The sequence below is a fragment of the Gracilibacillus thailandensis genome (genome assembly GCF_010994055.1).
Taxonomy (GTDB): domain Bacteria; phylum Bacillota; class Bacilli; order Bacillales; family Amphibacillaceae; genus Gracilibacillus; species Gracilibacillus lacisalsi.
Map to the genome: position 1 here is coordinate 21,393 of NZ_WJID01000063.1, position 20,114 is coordinate 41,506.

24 protein-coding genes are annotated in these 20,114 nt (G+C 35.2%); 22 read left to right on the top strand and 2 right to left on the bottom strand.

Going from position 1 to position 20,114, the window contains the following annotated elements:
• Window positions 1-139: 139 nt before the first annotated feature.
• Window positions 140-928 (top strand): SDR family NAD(P)-dependent oxidoreductase, encoded by a 789-nt coding sequence (locus GH715_RS16860; RefSeq protein ID WP_153836317.1) that lies wholly within the window; start codon window positions 140-142, stop codon window positions 926-928.
• Window positions 929-940: 12 nt separating this feature from the next.
• Window positions 941-1,261, top strand: a complete 321-nt coding sequence (locus tag GH715_RS16865; protein WP_153836316.1) for an iron-sulfur cluster biosynthesis family protein — start codon at window positions 941-943, stop codon at window positions 1,259-1,261.
• 244 nt (window positions 1,262-1,505) lie between these two features.
• Here the strand turns inward: GH715_RS16865 and GH715_RS16870 are convergent, their stop codons facing one another.
• Complete coding sequence (locus GH715_RS16870; RefSeq protein WP_153836315.1) at window positions 1,506-2,420, bottom strand: aldo/keto reductase; 915 nt, start codon at window positions 2,418-2,420, stop codon at window positions 1,506-1,508.
• A 101-nt stretch (window positions 2,421-2,521) separates the two neighbouring features.
• Here GH715_RS16870 and GH715_RS16875 point away from each other — a divergent pair, with 101 nt between their 5' ends.
• From GH715_RS16875 to GH715_RS16960, 18 genes are all read left to right on the top strand, one after another.
• The gene (locus GH715_RS16875; RefSeq protein WP_153836314.1) at window positions 2,522-3,067 is read left to right on the top strand and encodes an NUDIX hydrolase; all 546 of its coding nucleotides are present in this window, start codon (window positions 2,522-2,524) and stop codon (window positions 3,065-3,067) included.
• 1 nt (window position 3,068) lies between these two features.
• Window positions 3,069-4,235 (top strand): endonuclease Q family protein, encoded by a 1,167-nt coding sequence (locus tag GH715_RS16880; RefSeq protein WP_153836313.1) that lies wholly within the window; start codon window positions 3,069-3,071, stop codon window positions 4,233-4,235.
• A gap of 90 nt (window positions 4,236-4,325) precedes the next feature.
• Entirely contained in the window at window positions 4,326-4,979 is a 654-nt protein-coding gene (gene spoIIM, locus GH715_RS16885; RefSeq protein ID WP_338029424.1) for a stage II sporulation protein M, read from the top strand.
• A 106-nt stretch (window positions 4,980-5,085) separates the two neighbouring features.
• On the top strand, window positions 5,086-5,565 hold the full coding sequence (gene fur, locus GH715_RS16890; RefSeq protein WP_018931626.1) for a ferric iron uptake transcriptional regulator: 480 nt from the start codon (window positions 5,086-5,088) through the stop codon (window positions 5,563-5,565).
• A gap of 63 nt (window positions 5,566-5,628) precedes the next feature.
• The gene (locus GH715_RS16895; RefSeq protein ID WP_153836311.1) at window positions 5,629-5,847 is read left to right on the top strand and encodes a DUF4227 family protein; all 219 of its coding nucleotides are present in this window, start codon (window positions 5,629-5,631) and stop codon (window positions 5,845-5,847) included.
• Between the two features lie 12 nt (window positions 5,848-5,859).
• The gene (xerD, locus tag GH715_RS16900) at window positions 5,860-6,747 is read left to right on the top strand and encodes a site-specific tyrosine recombinase XerD (protein WP_163578730.1); all 888 of its coding nucleotides are present in this window, start codon (window positions 5,860-5,862) and stop codon (window positions 6,745-6,747) included.
• A gap of 178 nt (window positions 6,748-6,925) precedes the next feature.
• Entirely contained in the window at window positions 6,926-8,101 is a 1,176-nt protein-coding gene (gene deoB, locus GH715_RS16905; protein WP_153836309.1) for a phosphopentomutase, read from the top strand.
• 162 nt (window positions 8,102-8,263) lie between these two features.
• Entirely contained in the window at window positions 8,264-9,565 is a 1,302-nt protein-coding gene (locus tag GH715_RS16910; RefSeq protein ID WP_153836308.1) for a pyrimidine-nucleoside phosphorylase, read from the top strand.
• Between the two features lie 125 nt (window positions 9,566-9,690).
• Window positions 9,691-10,884 carry a D-alanyl-D-alanine carboxypeptidase family protein gene (locus GH715_RS16915; RefSeq protein WP_153836307.1) on the top strand — a complete coding sequence of 398 codons (1,194 nt, stop codon included), beginning with the start codon at window positions 9,691-9,693 and terminating at the stop codon, window positions 10,882-10,884.
• A gap of 126 nt (window positions 10,885-11,010) precedes the next feature.
• On the top strand, window positions 11,011-11,364 hold the full coding sequence (spoIIAA, locus tag GH715_RS16920) for an anti-sigma F factor antagonist (protein ID WP_018931620.1): 354 nt from the start codon (window positions 11,011-11,013) through the stop codon (window positions 11,362-11,364).
• Complete coding sequence (gene spoIIAB, locus GH715_RS16925) at window positions 11,361-11,801, top strand: anti-sigma F factor (protein ID WP_018931619.1); 441 nt, start codon at window positions 11,361-11,363, stop codon at window positions 11,799-11,801. Before spoIIAA ends, spoIIAB begins: the two co-directional genes overlap by 4 nt.
• A 9-nt stretch (window positions 11,802-11,810) precedes the next feature.
• Window positions 11,811-12,557, top strand: coding sequence for an RNA polymerase sporulation sigma factor SigF (gene sigF / locus GH715_RS16930; RefSeq protein ID WP_153836306.1), 747 nt, complete (start codon window positions 11,811-11,813; stop codon window positions 12,555-12,557).
• Between the two features lie 643 nt (window positions 12,558-13,200).
• Window positions 13,201-13,818, top strand: coding sequence for a stage V sporulation protein AA (locus GH715_RS16935; protein ID WP_163578729.1), 618 nt, complete (start codon window positions 13,201-13,203; stop codon window positions 13,816-13,818).
• Complete coding sequence (locus GH715_RS16940) at window positions 13,808-14,242, top strand: stage V sporulation protein AB (protein WP_153836305.1); 435 nt, start codon at window positions 13,808-13,810, stop codon at window positions 14,240-14,242. Before GH715_RS16935 ends, GH715_RS16940 begins: the two co-directional genes overlap by 11 nt.
• Before the next feature lie 14 nt (window positions 14,243-14,256).
• Window positions 14,257-15,726 (top strand): spore germination protein, encoded by a 1,470-nt coding sequence (locus tag GH715_RS16945; RefSeq protein ID WP_153836304.1) that lies wholly within the window; start codon window positions 14,257-14,259, stop codon window positions 15,724-15,726.
• A 183-nt stretch (window positions 15,727-15,909) separates the two neighbouring features.
• Window positions 15,910-17,208 carry a diaminopimelate decarboxylase gene (gene lysA, locus GH715_RS16950; RefSeq protein WP_153836303.1) on the top strand — a complete coding sequence of 433 codons (1,299 nt, stop codon included), beginning with the start codon at window positions 15,910-15,912 and terminating at the stop codon, window positions 17,206-17,208.
• 10 nt (window positions 17,209-17,218) lie between these two features.
• Window positions 17,219-17,653 (top strand): peptidylprolyl isomerase, encoded by a 435-nt coding sequence (locus GH715_RS16955; RefSeq protein ID WP_153836302.1) that lies wholly within the window; start codon window positions 17,219-17,221, stop codon window positions 17,651-17,653.
• A 291-nt stretch (window positions 17,654-17,944) separates the two neighbouring features.
• Window positions 17,945-18,310 (top strand): GNAT family N-acetyltransferase, encoded by a 366-nt coding sequence (locus tag GH715_RS16960; RefSeq protein ID WP_153836301.1) that lies wholly within the window; start codon window positions 17,945-17,947, stop codon window positions 18,308-18,310.
• Between the two features lie 120 nt (window positions 18,311-18,430).
• Here the strand turns inward: GH715_RS16960 and GH715_RS16965 are convergent, their stop codons facing one another.
• Window positions 18,431-18,514, bottom strand: coding sequence for a YjcZ family sporulation protein (locus GH715_RS16965; RefSeq protein ID WP_018931611.1), 84 nt, complete (start codon window positions 18,512-18,514; stop codon window positions 18,431-18,433).
• 139 nt (window positions 18,515-18,653) lie between these two features.
• Here GH715_RS16965 and GH715_RS16970 point away from each other — a divergent pair, with 139 nt between their 5' ends.
• The gene (locus tag GH715_RS16970; protein ID WP_153836300.1) at window positions 18,654-19,382 is read left to right on the top strand and encodes a segregation/condensation protein A; all 729 of its coding nucleotides are present in this window, start codon (window positions 18,654-18,656) and stop codon (window positions 19,380-19,382) included.
• A gap of 28 nt (window positions 19,383-19,410) precedes the next feature.
• On the top strand, window positions 19,411-19,992 hold the full coding sequence (scpB, locus tag GH715_RS16975; RefSeq protein ID WP_153836299.1) for an SMC-Scp complex subunit ScpB: 582 nt from the start codon (window positions 19,411-19,413) through the stop codon (window positions 19,990-19,992).
• Window positions 19,993-20,114: the final 122 nt, after the last annotated feature.

Below are 20,114 nucleotides of genomic sequence, written 5' to 3' on the forward strand. Positions count from 1 at the left end.
TTGTCTTTAATTTATCAGGAAAAGTCAATGATCCAGCTAATAAATTCGTTAGTTCTAACAAAAAATTTACATACACTACAAAATCAATTGGTTCTGTCCGTGTTATGGAATATGATATGATAAGGGTGGAGTTGATAGAATGAATCAGTTAAAAGAAAAACATGTATTGATTACTGGCGCTTCTAGCGGTATTGGTGAAGCTTTAGCCTTTGCTTTAGCGGAACAAAAAGCTATTCCTGTCTTAGTTGCCAGAACAGAAAGTAAATTAATCGAGATTGCAAGAAGAATAGACAATATATATGGAATCAAGCCGATCGCTTATCCAGTTGATATTACAGATCTTAAAGAATGGCAGAAGGCATTGGATCAAATTCTCAAGGAATGTGGTAAAATAGACATCCTCATCAATAACGCAGGTGTAGGTTATTTTGAGGCATTTGATCAATTAAATTGGAAACAGATTGATAACATGATCCGGCTCAATTTGGATTCTCTGTTTTTTACGACTTACTATACGCTTCCAACACTTATGAATCAACCTGTCGCACATATAGTGAACATCGGTTCTCAAGCAGGGAAAATAGCTACACCTAAATCTGCTGTATATAGTGCTACAAAAGCAAGTGTTATCAGTTTCTCTAATGCTTTACGTATGGAACTGGAAGGAAAGATACCTGTTACATCGGTAAATATTGGACCAGTGAAAACTGCTTTTTTTGAAACTGCAGATCCAAAAGGGGATTATCAAAGAAGTGTCGCAAAGCATATGTTAGATCCCAATGATGTAGCGAACCACATAACCAAATGCCTTTTTAAGAATAAAAGGGAAATCAATTTACCATTTTGGATGCATGCGGGAAGTAAGCTATATCAAAACTTTCCACAAGTAATGGAAACCATTTTGAAACCCGCTTTTAAGAAGAAGTAATGGAGGGGTATTATGCAATTGATGATTACAGAAAATGCACTAGATAAAATAAATTCATTAGTGAATTCGAAAAGCACTATCTTAGCTTTAACGTATGACACAGAGGGCTGTGGGTGTGGTGTTAACGGTATGCCTACTATTTCACTCATTCCTAGAAGAGAAGCGAATCACATAGAGGTGGAATGTGATCAATTTAATGTAGTTGTTCATCACCAAGAAGCTACTTTTTTCAGTGAAAATATGAAATTAGATTATAATGGAGCAACGTTCAGATTAACAAGTCCGAATGAAATGTTAAATCCGTTTATCCATATTCATTCAGTAATAGCATGAATATAAAATCGCTATTATTATCGAATTGTTGGTGGCATTGCGGCATAAATAATTGGGATTCGTTTGGCCTGAAGTTCCACTTTTTCGAGCGGTTTTTGCTCGAAAAAGTTAGCTGAAGGGCAAACCCCACGAAAAGAAAGTGAGCAGCTAGTGGTGGTGAAGTTGTTCAAATATTCATCATTACTACCAAAGTAATCCACGTCTACTTAGCATTTAATGATGAAGTGGCGGGGTTTGCCGGTTTTTATCTGTGTTGTTGATAGGTATTTGCTTTAGTTATTTCTTTAACTTTTGCAAATTGTTCAGGGTTAAAATGTTGATTTAATGCTTCGGCATTCTCTTTTAATTGTGCAATCGAGCTTGCTCCAGCTACGACAGAAGCAACAGCTTGTTCTTGTAATACGTATTGCAATGCCAAGCCGTTCAATGTCTGATTATCCTGCAATAGCCCTCGTAACTGCTCAACTGTTTGTTTTAAGGTACTTGCATCATAATCTATATATCCTTTTTTACCTTTTTCTGAAACAACTTCTGGACCTTTAGCACTTAACATGCCTTTAGCTAGTGATCCCCTTGTTACTACACTAATTTGATGTTCAGCTAACTGTGTCATCACTTCTTCTTCCGGACGACGATCGAGCATGCTGTATTGCATCATCACACTAGTGATATTAGATTTTGTGATATATTCTCGAATGACATTTGGCCTGATCGAAGAAATACCATAATAGCGTATGACACCTTCCTTCACCAAGTCCTCAAAAGCTTCAATCGTTTCATCTATCGGATCCTCAATCGTACCGCCATGTAACTGATATAAGTCAATGTAATCCGTTTGCAGTCTTCTTAAGCTTTCTTTAACTTGTTCTTTAATATAAGTTTTTCGAGGATCCCAAAACCAACTGCCATCGTCTTTTAAATGATTCCCTACTTTTGTAGCTAATATAATTTGATCTCGTTTATTTTTAATCGATTGACCGACGATTTCTTCATTTACACCTTGATCATATAGATCAGCTGTATCTAAATAATTAATACCGAGTTCCAATGCTTCATCAATAATTTCACTCGCTTTGGTTGGGGAGGTACCTAGAGACATACAACCAAGTGCAATTTGAGAAACTTCAAGTTCGGACATTCCAAGTTTCGTTTTTTTCATCTTGTTCATCCTTTCTACATCATCCATATAAATTCATTGTACAAATCATAACAAAGAAATACAATGAAAGAGACTGTTGGAAAAAGAAAGGATGATATGTTATGACTAATTTTAAAGAGAAAACCATTCAAACAACACCTATTTTTGAAGGAAAGGTGATTAATGTGCAAGTAGATGACGTCACCTTACCAAATGGGAAATCATCAAAAAGAGAAATTGTTAAGCATCCAGGGGCTGTTGCGATAATTCCAGTAACGGAGGATAATAAAATTATTTTTGTCAAACAATATCGTAAGCCACTAGAAAAAACATTAGTGGAGATTCCAGCGGGAAAACTGGAACAAGATGAGAAACCTGAAGTAACGGCATTAAGAGAATTAGAAGAGGAAACAGGTTATACGACAGATCAATTAACATATGTGACTTCCTTTTACACCTCTCCAGGCTTTGCGGATGAAATAATGTACCTATATAAAACAAGTTCATTGAAAAAAGTAGAGCAGCCTAAAGCAATGGACGAAGATGAATTTGTCGAATTAATCGAACTATCATTGGAAGAGGCAGAAAGGTTAGTTGCAGAACAAAAAATACATGATGCAAAAACAGCTTATGCGATTCTTTATTTACAACACAAGGGTTTGAAATAAAATGCTAAAAGAATTTTTTACCGATTTACATATTCATATTGGACGTAATTTAAAGGGGAACCCAGTGAAGATTACTGCTTCCCAACATTTAACACTGATGAATATTATGCAAGAGGCCAGTGAACGGAAAGGGATAGATATTGTCGGGATTATCGACTGTCATGCTCCAACGGTTCTCAATGAGGTTGAATTAGCTGTTGAACAGGGGAAGGCAATTGAACTAGCAGATGGTGGTGTTCAATTTGGAGACACCACATTAATTTTAGGTAGCGAAATAGAGGTATATGATAAAAATTGTAAAGGCCCGATCCATGTGTTATGTTTCTTTCCATTTATTCGAAATATGAAGGCATTTTCCCTTTGGCTGTCTTCACATATGAAAAACGTTGAACTGAGTTCACAACGTTATTACGGTGATGCCGTTACTTTACAAACAAAAACACATGAACTTGAAGGGTTATTCATTCCTGCCCATGTTTTTACACCATTTAAGAGCCTGTTCGGTAAAGGAGTATCTGATTCTTTAACAGAGGTATTAGATCCAGATCAAGTGGACGCCGTTGAACTCGGATTAAGTTCTGATACCAAGATGGCTGATCAAATTGAAGAATTACACCGCTACACGTATTTAACGAATTCAGATGCACATTCGTTGCCGAAAATAGCAAGAGAATATCAACAGTTACTTTTAGCAGAACCAAGTTTTAAAGAATTAAAAATGGCATTAAAAAATGAAGTCGGGCGGTGTGTTAACCGAAACTTTGGAATGAATCCTAAATTAGGAAAATATTATGCAACAGTATGTGCTAACTGTCTTGCCTCATTTCAAGGAGGTAAATGTTTTAAATGCGGCTCTAGTAAATATGTTAAAGGTGTATCAGATCGAATACGAGAATTAGCTTCCGATCAAGTTACTGCTAGTAAGCGACCAGATTATATATATCAAGTACCACTTGAATATCTGCCTAAATTGGGGCCAAAAACTATGGAAAAGTTATTAGATCATTTTGGTAACGAAATGAATATAATTCACTATATCCCAAAAGTTGATTTAGCAAAAGTTGTTGGAGATAATCTTGCTGAAATGATTATTAAATTACGTAAAGGGAAGTTAATGGTGGCTGAAGGTGGAGGCGGACGATATGGAAAAGTTGAAAGTAAACCGTAATAATATTATGTAAAATTAAAATAAACTCTAGTTGTGTTCTATTTCTATTATTCCAATCATAGATTGGAAACGAGAACATAATTAGAGGATGTGAATGAATTGAAACTACCAAAAAGCAGAAAACCAATCTCCAGTCATCTTGCAAAGTACCATACCATCTATATATTTACGATTATTCTTTTTATAACCGGGATCATATTTGGCGCAATTATCGTCAATAGTATGAATTTTGTTCAAAAAGAAGATCTATTTTTTTATTTAGAACGATTCTTTCTTGGTTATTTACAAGATGAAGATATATCGAAACAAGCATTATTTCAAAATGCAATATTTTATCATATTCAATTTCTATCTTTGCTTTTTTTCCTGGGATTAGCGGTTATTGGATTACCTATTATTTGGGTATTATTATTTGTAAAAGGAGTAGCAATCGGATTTACTGTCGGTTTTTTTGTTAATCAGCTAGGTATTAAAGGGTTGCTGTTCTCATTCTCCGCAATAGCACCACAAAACTTGATTATCATTCCAATCTATATAATTGCTAGCAGTTTTGCGATGGTATTCTCATTAACTTTGTTACAGAGTATGTTTTCTAGACGTTATAAACAACCGATTTTACAGATTTTTTACCGATATACTGCTGTTTTTATCTGCTTAATGATCGTGGTTAGCATAGCAGCTTTATTGGAATCGATAGTTTCATTTGAAACGATGAGATTAATATCAGACAGATTTATTAATTGATAATAATTATTAAAAAATAATGTTTTATTAGCGTTTTTTATAATTATTTTAATTGACACCTTACATTGGAATATTTATAATGTACATATGTAAGGAGGTCTTCATTATGGAACACCGATTAGACCGTATTAAGAAGGAATTGCACGCTCAAAGTTATAAATTAACTCCACAGCGTGAAGCAACTGTCCGTGTATTATTGGAAAGAGAAGAAGACCATCTTAGTGCGGAAGATGTTTATTTATTAGTAAAAGATAAATCACCTGAAATAGGTTTAGCAACTGTATATAGAACTCTAGAATTATTAACAGAACTAGAAATTGTCGATAAAATTAATTTTGGTGATGGGGTTTCTCGCTACGATCTTCGCAAAGAAGGGGCAAAGCATTTCCATCATCATTTAGTTTGTACGGAATGTGGGTCAGTAGAAGAGATAATGGATGACTTGTTGGAAGAAGTCGAGCAAATTGTTCAAACTGATTGGGGATTTATTGTCAAAGATCACCGATTAACATTCCACGGAATATGTCAAAAATGTCAAGATCGAATTTGTCGAAATTGTGAAGCAAAAAAATTATCCGCTAAATAGGTATATTTTTATATAATATCGGTATAAATTCTAATAGAGTCTATTCTATTAGGAGAATGCGATATGTCATCGATTGTGAAAATTTTTATTGAAATGATGAAGTTTTTTATTATTTTTGTATTGTGTACCATTTTGTTTTATTATGTGATCAAAGCGTTACATCAAGAGTACGAAAAATTAGATCGCTATGACAATCCTCAAGGAAATGCTGTAAAAGTATTTCAGCAGGAAGAGCCCGATGTTTGGGAGCGTTTGAGTATCTTTTTTCGATTGGGAGAATAAATCATGGATGAGATGCAATATCCAGTAGAAGAGTTTTTTCACTTTTTAAAAATAGAAAGAGGATTATCCGATAATACTTTGCAAGCTTATAAACGAGACCTTCTCAAGTATTATCATTTTGTTAAGGAAGAAAGAGAACTTACGGAATGGAAACAGGCTGGTCGTCATGATATTATGCAATTTTTGTATCATTTGAACGACCAGGGGAAATCATCCGCTACTATCGCAAGAATGTTGTCCACTTTAAGACTATTTCACCAATTTTTAATAAGAGAATACCAGCTGAAAGAGGACCCAAGTTTACATATCGAAACGCCTAAAGCAAACCGAAAATTGCCAAAAGTATTATCTGCTAAAGATATAGATAAATTACTAAATATTCCGGCTGCAGATAAATATTCCATACGTAACAAAGCGATGTTAGAAACCCTTTATGCAACAGGGTTGCGTGTTTCAGAACTGATTAACTTAAAGATGAACGATTTGCATTTAACAATGGGATTTGTTCGCTGTTTTGGGAAAGGATCTAAAGAACGAATTGTTCCTTTAGGTGATATCGCTAAAGATGCTTTAGATTTATATATTCAATCTGCTAGACACGATTTAGTTAAGAAAAAGCAAACCGAAACAGTATTTGTCAACCATCATGGAAATCCATTGTCACGTCAAGGATTCTGGAAGATTATAAAAGAGGTTGCCAGAGATGCAGGTATTGAAAAGGAGCTGTCTCCACATACATTACGCCATTCCTTCGCAACACACCTGCTAGAGAATGGCGCTGATTTAAGAGCAGTCCAAGAAATGCTTGGTCATGCAGATATATCTACAACTCAAATCTATACCCATGTTTCGAAATCTAGATTAAAAGATATCTATAAAACACATCATCCAAGAGCTTAAATTCGTCACGATTATCATCGTGGCGATTTATTAGTTTATATAGGTGAATCGATTTAGCTTCTTATTGTTTCTCTATCATAACAATTATTCTACAACAACGCAGATTTCATTAATGAATATACTAATATGAGGCATACTACGTTGATAGGGAGGGTATGGAAGAATAGGAGGGATTAGCATGCCAATTTTTAATCGAATCTTTTTAATTGTACTTGATTCTGTAGGTATAGGAGAAGCACCTGACGCGGCAGATTTTAATGACATTGGTGCTGATACATTGGGTCATATTGCCGAATATCGAAATGGATTGCATATGCCTCATATGGGAAAATTAGGTTTAAGTAATATAAAGGAAATTAATGGCATAGAAAAGACATCTAAGCCAAAGGCCCATTATACGAAAATGCAAGAAGCGTCCAATGGAAAAGATACAATGACAGGTCATTGGGAAATGATGGGCCTCTATATTGATACTCCTTTTCGAACATTTGAACAATTTCCTGAAGAGTTAATTAAAACGATTGAACATAAAACGGGAAGAAAAGTAATTGGCAATAAACCAGCTTCAGGTACAGAAATTATTAAAGAATTAGGTCCACAACATATGGAAACAGGCAACCTTATTGTTTATACTTCAGCTGACTCCGTATTACAAATTGCAGCACATGAAGAAATAATTCCAGTAAAAGAACTATATGAAATTTGTGAGATATGCCGTGAATTGACTTTAGACGAAAAATATATGATCGGGCGTGTAATTGCCAGACCATTCATCGGTGAGCCAGGTCGTTTCGAACGGACTGCTAATCGACATGATTATGCCCTAAAACCTTTTGGATATACTGTTATGAACTCTTTGGAAGATGGTGGCTATGATGTTGTTGCGTTAGGTAAAATTTCGGATATCTATGATGGTGAAGGAGTCACGGAATCAATTCGAACAGAAGATAATGAAGATGGGATCAAAAAATTTATACAATCAATGGATAAATCGTTTCACGGTCTGAATTTCTTAAATTTAGTTGATTTTGATGCTAAATATGGCCATAGAAGAAATCCAGATGGGTATGCAGAAGCGCTAGAACAGTTTGATCAATTTTTACCGGAAGTTTTAGATAAATTACAAGAAGATGATTTACTTATCATAACAGCAGATCATGGTAATGATCCTACTCATCATGGAACAGACCATACCAGAGAATATGTACCGTTACTTGTTTATCATCAAGGGATAGATGTAGGAAAAGAGTTGCCGTTAAGAGAAACATTTGCTGATGTTGGAGCTACAATTGCGGACAATTTTAAAGTGAAACGTCCTCAATATGGTAAAAGTTTTTTGAGCGATATTAAATAAGATATGGTAACTTCTAAATTGCTTATCCTAACTTAGTAGGGAGTGATAAAAGAAAAGCTAGTCCGATTCTTTGCCCCTTTAGGATGATCCTTGACCACTAAGAAAATGGAAGAATAGTTAAGACAATATTGTGTAAATGACTTCAAAAAAGAGGTGATTGGAATGAGAATGGTTGATATTATCGCCAAAAAGCGAAATGGTGATACGTTAACAGAACAAGAAATTTCTTTCTTTATCAAAGAGTATATGAAAGAAAATATACCCGATTATCAAGTGTCTGCTTTGATGATGGCAATTTATTATCAAGGTATGACACAAGAAGAAACTGCATCCTTAACGAAAAATATGGTTGAATCCGGTGATATTATTGACTTGAGCCCTATTAAAGGTCACAAAGTAGATAAGCATTCAACTGGTGGTGTCGGTGATAAGACAACTTTTATCGTTGGTCCTCTAGTTGCTGCAGCAGCTATCCCAGTAGCAAAGATGTCGGGAAGAGGGTTAGGTCATACAGGAGGGACTATAGATAAGTTAGAATCCATACCAGGCTTTAAGGTCGAATTAACAAATCAGCAATTTATTGATAATGTCAATAAATTCAAGTTATCTGTAGTTGGACAAACAGGAAATTTAGCCCCAGCTGATAAGAAATTATATGCTTTGCGAGATGTTACAGCAACAGTTGACTCAATTCCATTAATCGCAAGTTCGATCATGAGTAAAAAAATTGCTTCAGGAGCTGACAGTATTGTCCTGGATGTTAAAACAGGTTCAGGAGCTTTTATGAAATCATTGCAAGATTCTAAACGATTAGCGGAAGAAATGGTAACGATCGGTAATCAATTAGACAGACAAACCGTTGCCGTGATCAGTGACATGAATCAACCGTTAGGATATGAGATCGGAAATGCCAATGAGGTAAAAGAAGCAGTTGAAGTATTACAAGGAAAACGAATAGAAGATCTTCGAGAATTAGCAATTGAACTTGCAGCTCATATGACAATATTAGCTGGTGTGTATCAGGATTATTCAGAGGCAACACAATCATTAGAAAGCTTAATCGATAACGGCGACGCGTTAAAATGCTTTATGGATTTTATAGAAGCACAAGGCGGTGATATAACTGTTATTCAAGACCTGTCTCAACTCCCTGGATCATCTTATCACATGGAAGTGAAAGCTGATCAAGGAGGCTATATACATGAAATGGAGGCAGATGAAATAGGGGTAGCTGCTATGCATCTAGGTGCCGGAAGAGCAACCAAGGATGATGCTATTAATCACGGGGTTGGCATTACCCTCCAAAAGAAAATCGGTGATTATGTAGACCATGGCGATACTTTAGCTATATTAAACAGTGATCAAGAAGATGTCGAACAAATCATCTCTATTGTAAAAAATGCTTATACGATAAAACCTGAAAAAGCAACCCGCCAAAAAATGATATATGAAGTCATAAAATAGGTAGTAGAAAAGATAGCGACGATGTTCGCTATCTTTTTTCTGTCTTTTTTTAAATATTTCAAAGTACAAGTTATACTTTTAGATTATTTTGGAAAAAATAGAAATGTTATAAATCGGAGGTGAAGATGTTGAAAAGAATAAGCATAATGATACTCATTGTTATAAGTATGGCGGTGATCGGTCAAGGAAACGTATTTGCTCATCATGAAGAAAATCACGTATCAAGTGAAGTAAGTGAAAGTGAATCATTAGATTTAGCCACAAATTCGAAATCAGCGATACTTATCGAACGTGATACTGGTAATATATTATATGATAAAAATTCTAACGAAGAATTACCACCAGCTAGTATGACTAAAATTATGACTATGCTACTTATTATGGAAGCTATTGAAAAGGGTGAATTATCCTTAGATGAACAAGTCAGAGTCAGTGAAAATGCTGCATCAATGGGTGGATCACAAATCTTCCTAGAAGCTGGAGAAGAAATGTCAGTAGATGACTTGCTAAAAGGTATTGCTATTGCATCAGGTAATGATGCTAGTGTGGCAATGGCAGAAAGAATTGCCGGTAGTGAGCAAGTTTTTGTAGAAATGATGAACGAAAAAGTAGAAGAATTAGGGCTTAAATCTACCAATTTCCAAAATTCAACTGGCTTACCTGCAGAAAATCATTATAGTACTGCTCATGATATGGCGATTATGGCTAAGGAGTTACTAAAATACGAGGATATTACACGCTACACAAGTATTTATGAGGATTATTTACGTAAAGACACTGAAGATGAGTTTTGGCTTGTTAACACCAATAAGCTAGTTCGTTTCTATGAAGGTGTAGATGGTCTGAAAACAGGATACACTAACGAAGCGAAATATTGTTTGACGGCAACCGCGGAGAAAAATGGTATGAGAACTATAGCTGTTGTTATGGGAGCAGAAAGCACGAAAGATCGAAATAGTGATGTAAGCCAATTGTTAGATTATGCTTATGCGAAATTCGAAACAAAGCCATTATACGAGAAAAATCAGGCTGTGACGTCGTTTGAATGGTTAAAAGCAAATAAACAAAAGGTGGATGTAGTTACCAACGACTCAGTATCGATTCTTTATCCTAAAGGAACCAATTTAGATAAAATCGATACGAAAATAAAAATTAATCAAGATGTAGAGTTACCGCTAGAAAAAGGAACAATGGTCGGTAAGTTGCAAGTGGTAGTTGGAGAAGACATTATTAGTGAAACAGATTTAATTGTATTAGAAGATATTAAGCATGCTAATGTACTTCAACTGTTTAAACGAACATTTCAGTCATTCTTTTAGCGATAAGGAAAGAATAGGTCGAAAATAAGCTTATTTAGACGATTTCGTTCTAGTTTTGTCAATTAGCAGGATTAGGGATGAGAGATATAGAAAAAAGTAATACAGAAAAAACTGGGAGGGAAATATATGCAATTACAGACTCAATTCACTGTAGTCGAAGACGTATTAATCGTCCGATTGGATGGTGAACTAGATCATCATTCTGCTGCTCGATTAAAAATAGAATGGCAAGATCGCCTGCATCAAGAGGGGATTAAGCACGTCATTTTAAATCTTGATGCCTTACATTTTATGGACAGTTCAGGTTTAGGGGTTGTATTAGGGCGTTATAAGGAAGTAAAGCAATTAGGAGGAGAAATGATTGTTTGTTCTGTCAACCCAGCAGTAAAAAGGTTATTTAATATGTCGGGATTATTCAAGATTGTTAGGCTAGAGTCAAATGAAGATTTTGCTCTTTCCAGTTTGGGGGTGGCATCATGAATAATGCAATGGAATTAAAGTTTAGAAGTGTCAGTGAAAATGAAGCATTTGCTAGAGTTTCAGTTGCTGCATTTGTGTCACAAATTGATCCAAATATGGATGAATTAACAGAAATCAAAACTGTTGTTTCGGAAGCAGTAACCAATGCTATTATTCATGGTTACGAAGAGGACCCAAACCAATACGTTTATATCTCTTGTTCCTTAACTGATCAGACATTATCCATTTTAATCGAGGATGAAGGGATGGGAATTGATAATATCGATTTAGCGAAAGAACCACTATATACCTCTAAACCTGAACTTGAGCGGTCAGGAATGGGTTTTACTATTATGGAAAACTTCATGGATAAAGTCGAAATTATATCACATCCAGGAGAAGGCACAAAGGTGAGAATGACAAAAGATTTTCAAACTAGCAAAACCATGTGTAATTAGGTGATGCCTATGAAAACACAAATGTCTAACACATCACCTTTAGATGATAAAGATGTAAAGAGGTATATCCAGTTAAGTCAACAAGGAGATGAGGAAGCGAGATCATTATTGGTAGAGAAAAATATTCGCCTCGTTTGGTCTGTTGTTCAACGTTTTCTCAACAGAGGTTATGATCAAGATGATTTGTTTCAAATTGGTTGCATCGGTTTATTAAAGTCAATTGATAAATTCGACTTAGAATACGATGTCAAATTCTCTACTTATGCTGTACCGATGATTATTGGTGAAATCCAACGGTTCATACGAGATGATGGTACAGTAAAGGTTAGTCGATCCTTAAAAGAAATTGGAAATAAAATAAGAAGGGTAACAGATGAGTTAACAAAAGAACTCGCACGAGCCCCGACAGTGCAAGAAATTGCTGAAAAACTAGATCTTACACCTGAGGATATCATCCATGCGCAGGAAGCGACTAAGAAACCGCAATCCATACATGAAACTGTGTATGAAAACGACGGTGATCCTATTACGTTACTGGATCAGATAGCAGACGTCAATGACAATTGGTTTGATAAAATGACGATGGAACAAGTTATTAAAGATCTAGATGAACGAGAACGGTTGATTGTATACTTAAGATATTATAAGGATAAAACCCAAACAGAGGTTGCAAACCGACTGGGAATATCACAAGTTCAGGTTTCCCGAATAGAAAAGAAAATATTAGAAAAAATAAAAGAAGAAATCACAAATTAAGATTATCCTCCGGGATAGTCTTTTTTTATGGGAAATTTACATAATATCCATAATCTGCGAAGTAACTTTGTATTTGCTCTCTTCCATTCTTGACAAACCGCTCCGGCAGAATACTGCGCTTTCCGTGGGCATCTTGAGCTAACTTGGTAAAGAAAAGCACTTTACCAAGTGGATCTTCGGCACACGTGAGTTCCCACAGGAGTCTCCGCATTCTGTTTTGTTCTCTGATTATAGAAAGAAATGAACTCATAGAACTAAACTTTTCTGTTTTGTTACAGTGCTAAATGGCTGTGAATGCCCCTGTAGCAGACTAGAACCTTATGCTATATATGTTGGAGAAATCGACTGGTTGATTTTGGATTAGTGTTGAGGAGCATAACTTAACGAAGGCCGCCCCCCCACGAAAGGGAAGTGGGCAGCCGGAGTGGCGGTTATGGTCACGATATATGTCAAAATTACTACATAGGCGACTGTGCATTTAGTTTCGAACAAACAGTATTTTCAATACTTCGCAGGATGTACCTACATTTCTAAATAGAGTGTGTTGTTTTTCTGTACTGTTATGAATGAATATTTAAAATCAACTTATACTAAGAATACCATTTTCCTCACAAGCAAGCTAAAAGTAAAAGGATGATGTAATGTGAAGGAAGAAAAAGTATATATTCGACTCAAAAGAAAGATTGAAGTGGATAAACAACATTTAATTACTTTAAATGATATTGCCTTTGTCACCGGAAATATTGATTATTTGAAAGAATTAGAAACTTTAAAGATTTATCAAATTACAGAGAAAGATCAAAATGTATCTGTTATTGATGGTTTCCAATTATTAGATACGCTAGTAGAAGCTTATCCTTTCCTTAGCGTTGAATTGTTAGGATCAAATCATGTAATTGTAGAGATTAAAAAAAATGACAAAAAAGCTAATATCTTTTTAATCCTGTTAATCTGGCTACTACTTTGCATTGGATCAGCAATGGCGATCATGAATTTTCATTATGATGTCAGTATGGAAGAAGTACATCAAGGGTTGTATTTCTTGTTAACGGGGGAACAGCAGAATAAACCACTATGGATTCAAATTCCTTATTCAATCGGTTTAGGCTTAGGGATGATCCTGTTTTTTAACCATATTTTCAAAAAACGTTTCAATGAAGAACCAAGCCCGTTAGAAGTTGAAATGTTTAACTATCAACAGGACCTTGATCAATATTTAATTTATCATGAGAATGTTCTAAATAAGCGCAATGACTCGTGAAATAGTATATGTTGTAGGTGAAATTGCAATAGGATTCGGATCAGGGCTAATGGTAGGTGCGGGCTTTGTAGCTTTTTTAACTGTATTAGGAATTATACCGAGATTAGTTCAGCTAAGTAAATCGATTGACTGGATGAAACATTATCAAGCAAGTGTTATAGTTGGTGCCTTACTAGGTACATATTTATCCTTCACAGAGTGGACGTTGAACCTTCCAGTTTACATCTTAGGTTTTTGGGGGTTACTACATGGTATTTTTATTGGAATGTTAGCTGCTGCATTAACAGAAGTGTTGAATGTATTACCAATTTTGATGAAAAGATTAGGAATAGATAAAGAATTACTATGGTTATTAATGGCAATTGTGATCGGAAAAATAACCGGATCTTTGTTTCATTGGATCATCTTCGTAGATATTTTTTAGAGAAGGAGTTCATCATGAATAAAAAGGATAATAAAACACCAGTTAATAAGTTACTAAAAAAAAATCAAGAATATATGAAAACGAGGATAGGTATCGATGTATCTTTTGATGTCGGATTTCGTGAACTTACTATTTTCGAGAAGAAAATCCAGTTATATTATGTTACTGGCTTAGTTGATACTGACTTTGTGATTGAAGTAATGAAGAAGCTAATTTCCATCAATGATGAGGAAGAATACAATAGTGAAATTTATGAAGTACTGAATAATCGTATCGTTCATCAACAGGTTGAAAAGGCGAAAACACTGGATGAAGCGGTAGATCAAATGTTATCTGGACTACTTGTTATTTTGGTTGATGGTCAAGACGAATGTTTTATCGTTGATGTTCGTCACTATCCTGGTAGGTCACCAGAGGAACCTGATACAGAGAAAGTCATACGAGGCTCTAGAGATGGATATACCGAAAATATTATTGAAAATACCGCCTTAACTAGAAGACGAATAAGGGATGAGCGTCTACGTAATGAGATGATGCAAGTTGGTGAACGATCTAAAACAGATATTTGTATATCCTATATTCAAGATGTAGCTGATAAAGGGCTAGTAGATTTAATTAAAAATGAATTAGAACAAATTGAAGTAGATGGACTTTCAATGGCTGATAAGACTATAGAAGAATATTTGGTGCAACAAGGGTTTAACCCTTATCCACTTGTCAGATATACAGAAAGGCCAGATGTAGCTGCTTCCCATTTATTTGAAGGACATGTTCTGATAATGGTTGACACATCCCCAAGTATGATAATTATGCCAACTACGTATTTTCATCATGTGCAGCACGCTGAAGAGTACCGTGAATCTCCAGCAGTAGGTACATTTGTCCGCTGGATCAGGTTCATTGGGATTTTTGCTTCCTTATTTTTATTACCACTCTGGTTATTATTAGTAATAGAACCATCACTATTACCTGATAATTTACAATTTATTGGCCCAAATGAAACAGGAAACGTGCCAATCATTGTCCAAATATTATTAGCGGATATTGGTATTGAATTTTTACGGATGGCAGCCATTCATACACCAACGCCTTTATCGACTGCGATGGGCTTGATTGCAGCAGTGTTAATCGGCCAAATCGCGATAGATGTAGGCTTATTTAGTGCAGAAGTCATTTTATACGTTGCGGTTAGTGCAGTTGGCACATTCGCAACACCAAGTTATGAACTTAGTGTTGCCAATAAAATGGCCAGAATTATATTAATTATTTTAACTTTTATCTTTCAAGTGAAAGGGCTCGTCATTGGATTGACGATTTTTCTTTTGCTATTGATATCGACGAGATCCTTACAAACACCATATTTATGGCCATTTCTTCCTTTTAACGACAAAGCCCTATGGCAAATTTTATTTCGGGTGTCGATGCCTTTGTCTAAAACAAGACCTAGTATAGTGAACCCTAAAAATAATCAAAAACAAGCATAATCTTAATTGTAAACACTTGAACTAGAGATAAGCCTGTGATAAATTATCTTTATACTTTGTTAGATTTTGTAGAAATGGGAATTCTTTTATCCCTTGTCTACCTGTCTTCGTTAAAAAGATGGGGATAAGGGATTTTTGTATGATGAATAGAGGTAGAAGCTAGAGGGAAGGCGAGGGTTCAAGATGTTACATCCGTTTGCAGTTAATGAGGATGGCCATTTAACCATTGGCGGCTTGGATGCTGTTAATCTTACTAAAAAATACGGCACTCCATTATTCGTGTATGATGTCAAAAAAATTCGTGAAAATGCAAGAGCTTTTGTAGATACATTTAGAGAAAAAGGTGTGCAAGCACAGGTTGCATATGCGAGTAAAGCATTTTCATCTGTTGCAATGATTCAAGTTGCTAAACAAGAAAATTTAAGTTTAGATGTCGTATCCCAAGGTGAGTTATATACAGCGTTGGAAGCAGATTTTCCTGTTGAAAAAATCCATATGCATGGGAATAATAAAAATATTGATGAAATTTCGATGGCGGTAGAATATAATATAGGTTGTATTGTTGTCGACAATTTTTACGAAATAGAGTTATTAGAACATGTTTTAAAAGAACAGAATAAAGAGATGGATGTTTTAATCAGAGTTACTCCAGGAATTGAAGCACATACACATGATTACATTTTAACTGGAAATGAAGACTCGAAATTCGGTTTTGATTTAACAAATGGACAAGCAGAAGATGCTTTACAGAAATTAATGAAAATTGATGGGATCCATGTAAAAGGACTACATTGTCATATCGGATCGCAAATATTTGAAACAGATGGTTTTACAATGGCGATTGAAAGACTTTTTCAAACGTTGAAAGGGTGGAAAGATCGTTATGATTTTGAATCGGAAGTATTAAATGTTGGTGGTGGATTTGGTATTAGGTACACAGCGGAAGATGATCCTTTGCCACTTTCAACTTATGTTAAATCTTTAATTGATAAAATTAGCGAACAGGTGAATGAAAATGAGATGGCATTTCCTGAAATTTGGATAGAACCTGGTCGTTCTATTGTCGGAGATGCTGGATTAACGTTGTATTCTATTGGGTCTGTCAAAGAAATACCAAACGTTAGAAAGTATGTGTCCGTTGACGGTGGGATGACGGACAATTTGCGTCCAGCGCTTTATAACGCAAAATATGATGCAGTGATTGCCAATAATGTCAATGGAACGAATAAAGAGGAAATATCTCTTGCAGGAAAATGTTGTGAATCTGGTGATATGCTGATTTGGGATATAGAATTACCGAAAGTCACGCAGGATGATATTATAGCTGTTTTCTCAACTGGAGCTTATGGCTACTCGATGTCTAATCATTATAATCGTTTTCCCAAACCAGCTGTAGTTTTTATTGAAGATGGACAAGATAAATTAGTTATTAAACGAGAGTCATTTAAAGATATGGTTCAAAATGACCTTTCATACGAATAGGAGGATAAACATGAAACAAGCAGTAATAGAATTTGAAAATGGAGAACAAATTGTTATAGAGTTATTTGAAGAAGCAGCACCTAATACGGTAGCTAACTTTGAAAAATTAGCAAATGATAAGTTTTACGATGGCGTGATTTTTCACCGTGTAATTCCTGGCTTCGTTGCCCAAGGCGGTGATCCAACAGGAACTGGTATGGGAGGACCTGGATACACAATAAAATGTGAAACAGAAGGCAACCCGCATAAGCATGTAGCAGGGTCACTATCGATGGCACATGCTGGGAAAGATACTGGTGGCAGCCAATTTTTCTTAGTACATGAACCTCAACCACATCTTGATGGCGTTCATACTGTATTTGGTCAAGTAACAGAGGGCATGGATACAGTTCTTCGCATCCGCCGAGGAGATACCATGAAAACTGTACGTGTTTCAGAAGTATAAAATTAGTTCCTTCAGTTGCCATAATTAGATAAAGATTGACATCCAAATGGGAATATACTATTGTAAGTGAGGAAAGCTATATTCTCTGAACTCGAAGGAACGATAGATATGCGTAGAAAAAATAGTTTGCTTTTTCTTGTTTTACTTATTTTAAGTATTGTGTGGGGTTGTTATTATTGGTTTGGAATTGTATTTTCTTCCTAGTAATTGGAAATAATTAATAGTAACGACTTTTGTACGAAAACATAACATGTCAATATACGAATTGTTATGAATAATGAGGGGTTCAATATGTTAATTCGCTTTAAAAAAAGATTTGAAAAAATAGCAATGGGTTTACTTTCCTTTATGCCCGAAGAAAAAGAAGTTTCAAAACTTCAAGATACAATCAAAGAATACGAAACGAATGAGGATTGGCAGTTGTTTCTTTGGAAAGAAGAAGAAGATGTTCTAGGAGCAATTGGAGTATATCTAGATAAAGAATCCGAGTCTGCAGTTGTTCAGCATTTAACAGTTAATCCATCCCACCGCAACTTGGGAATAGGAAAGAAAATGGTCAATGCTTTAAAAAAACATTATGGCGCTACTTATGAAGTGATTGCAAATAAACAGACTGAAAAATTTCTACAAAAATGCAATGAAAATACGGATGAATAAAATCGTAAAGAACCTTTGCTAATCATGAAATAGCAAAGGTTTTTTGCGTATGAATAGTATATTTTTATCCAATAGAAAAGCTTATCACCAAATTAGTGATAAGCTGTGGTAAACTTTATTCTAGAACCAAGCTGCACCAACAATGATTAAAAGAATGAACAACACAACGATTAAAGCAAAGCCGCCGCCGTATGAGTATCCCATTTTCAAACCTCCTAAAGATGTAATTAATCAATTATAAAATTGATTTCTCAACATTAATGTATGCAATTCTTATTTATATGGTATAGGCGTTTATAAGAAATAGCCTATAAATCTTTATTCTCATGTTGGAGGTATTCATATGCCCGACCATTATCAAGTTAAATTAGAGACATTTGAGGGTCCCTTAGATTTATTATTACACCTTATTAATAAATACGAAATCGATATTTATGACATTCCGGTTAAAGAGATAACTGCACAATACATGGCTTATATCCATACGATGCAACAATTGGAGTTAAATATAGCTAGTGAGTATTTAGTGATGGCAGCTACTTTACTGGAAATCAAAAGTAAGCAATTATTACCTAATCCAACGGTAGAAATTGAGGATGAATATGAAGAAGACCCACGTGAAGAATTAATGCGCCGTCTTATTGAATATCGAAAATATAAGGAAGCAGCGGAGCATCTTAAAGAAAGAGAAGTAGAGCAAAGCCAAGTGCACACGAGACCACCGCTACAAATGGGACAAGAAGAATCATATCCATTACCTGAAGGTGGAGCCAATATATATGATATGATTGAAGCAATTGGGAAAGTATTGGAAAGAAAAAAGTGGAACCGACCAATGGAGACCTCTGTTCAACGTCAAGAAATTCCAATTGATCAACGAATGGATGAAATTATGGAGAAATTAGAAGAATTTGAACATCCTATTTCTTTTTATCAACTTTTTCCAAACAAAACTAGAACATATATTGTTGCGACATTTATTGCGATACTGGAATTGATGAAACAAAGAAAGGTAAATTGTAAACAGGAAAAACAGTTGGATGAATTAATCGTATATCGTTACCAATCCTAATGATTAATGATTGATGGAGGTTATCAAGTTGGATATAAATGATATTAAGGCGATAATGGAAGGTTTAATATTCGCTGCTGGAGATGACGGGATACATAAGAAAGAACTTCGAAAAGTATTAGATTTAGATAAGGATATGGCTGATCATTTAATTAATGAGTTAAAGTTTGAATATGAACATGCTAAAAGAGGCATTATGTTAATGGAATCACAACAAGTGCTATTTTTAACTACGAAGCCAGAGCATAGTGAATATTTTACGAAATTGAAAGAAGCGAAAGTGCATGCTAAGCTATCACAAGCGGCATTAGAAACTCTAGCGATTATCGCCTATTTGCAACCAATCACCAGGACGGAAATTGAGCAAATTCGCGGTGTAAAAAGTGAACGACCAATACAAACCCTTATCTCCAGAGCATTAATTGAGGAAGTAGGTCGTAAAGAAGGAGTAGGGAGACCGATTTTGTTTGGGACAACTATCGAATTTTTAACTTATTTTGGCTTAAGTTCTATTGATGATTTACCACCGTTGCCAGAAGATATTAACGAAATCGATGTAGAACAGGAAGCTGACCTCTTCTTCGACCGACTACAAAACATGAACGATTAGCCCTGTAACTTACCAAAGTTACAGGGTTTTTCCTTTATATATTAGCAGTACAAAATCCATAAACTGCGCAGTAACTTAGATAGGGATTTGCTCTTTTCCCGTATTCGCACTGCATGAAGAGA

Coding starts and splice junctions, on each gene's coding strand:
- GH715_RS16860 (WP_153836317.1), top strand. CDS start 140: ATGAATCAGTTAAAAGAAAAACATGTATTGATTACTGGCGCTTCTAGC.
- GH715_RS16865 (WP_153836316.1), top strand. CDS start 941: ATGCAATTGATGATTACAGAAAATGCACTAGATAAAATAAATTCATTA.
- GH715_RS16870 (WP_153836315.1), bottom strand. CDS start 2,420: ATGAAAAAAACGAAACTTGGAATGTCCGAACTTGAAGTTTCTCAAATT.
- GH715_RS16875 (WP_153836314.1), top strand. CDS start 2,522: ATGACTAATTTTAAAGAGAAAACCATTCAAACAACACCTATTTTTGAA.
- GH715_RS16880 (WP_153836313.1), top strand. CDS start 3,069: ATGCTAAAAGAATTTTTTACCGATTTACATATTCATATTGGACGTAAT.
- fur (WP_018931626.1), top strand. CDS start 5,086: ATGGAACACCGATTAGACCGTATTAAGAAGGAATTGCACGCTCAAAGT.
- GH715_RS16895 (WP_153836311.1), top strand. CDS start 5,629: ATGTCATCGATTGTGAAAATTTTTATTGAAATGATGAAGTTTTTTATT.
- xerD (WP_163578730.1), top strand. CDS start 5,860: ATGCAATATCCAGTAGAAGAGTTTTTTCACTTTTTAAAAATAGAAAGA.
- deoB (WP_153836309.1), top strand. CDS start 6,926: ATGCCAATTTTTAATCGAATCTTTTTAATTGTACTTGATTCTGTAGGT.
- GH715_RS16910 (WP_153836308.1), top strand. CDS start 8,264: ATGAGAATGGTTGATATTATCGCCAAAAAGCGAAATGGTGATACGTTA.
- GH715_RS16915 (WP_153836307.1), top strand. CDS start 9,691: ATGTTGAAAAGAATAAGCATAATGATACTCATTGTTATAAGTATGGCG.
- spoIIAA (WP_018931620.1), top strand. CDS start 11,011: ATGCAATTACAGACTCAATTCACTGTAGTCGAAGACGTATTAATCGTC.
- spoIIAB (WP_018931619.1), top strand. CDS start 11,361: ATGAATAATGCAATGGAATTAAAGTTTAGAAGTGTCAGTGAAAATGAA.
- sigF (WP_153836306.1), top strand. CDS start 11,811: ATGAAAACACAAATGTCTAACACATCACCTTTAGATGATAAAGATGTA.
- GH715_RS16940 (WP_153836305.1), top strand. CDS start 13,808: ATGACTCGTGAAATAGTATATGTTGTAGGTGAAATTGCAATAGGATTC.
- GH715_RS16945 (WP_153836304.1), top strand. CDS start 14,257: ATGAATAAAAAGGATAATAAAACACCAGTTAATAAGTTACTAAAAAAA.
- lysA (WP_153836303.1), top strand. CDS start 15,910: ATGTTACATCCGTTTGCAGTTAATGAGGATGGCCATTTAACCATTGGC.
- GH715_RS16955 (WP_153836302.1), top strand. CDS start 17,219: ATGAAACAAGCAGTAATAGAATTTGAAAATGGAGAACAAATTGTTATA.
- GH715_RS16960 (WP_153836301.1), top strand. CDS start 17,945: ATGTTAATTCGCTTTAAAAAAAGATTTGAAAAAATAGCAATGGGTTTA.
- GH715_RS16965 (WP_018931611.1), bottom strand. CDS start 18,514: ATGGGATACTCATACGGCGGCGGCTTTGCTTTAATCGTTGTGTTGTTC.
- GH715_RS16970 (WP_153836300.1), top strand. CDS start 18,654: ATGCCCGACCATTATCAAGTTAAATTAGAGACATTTGAGGGTCCCTTA.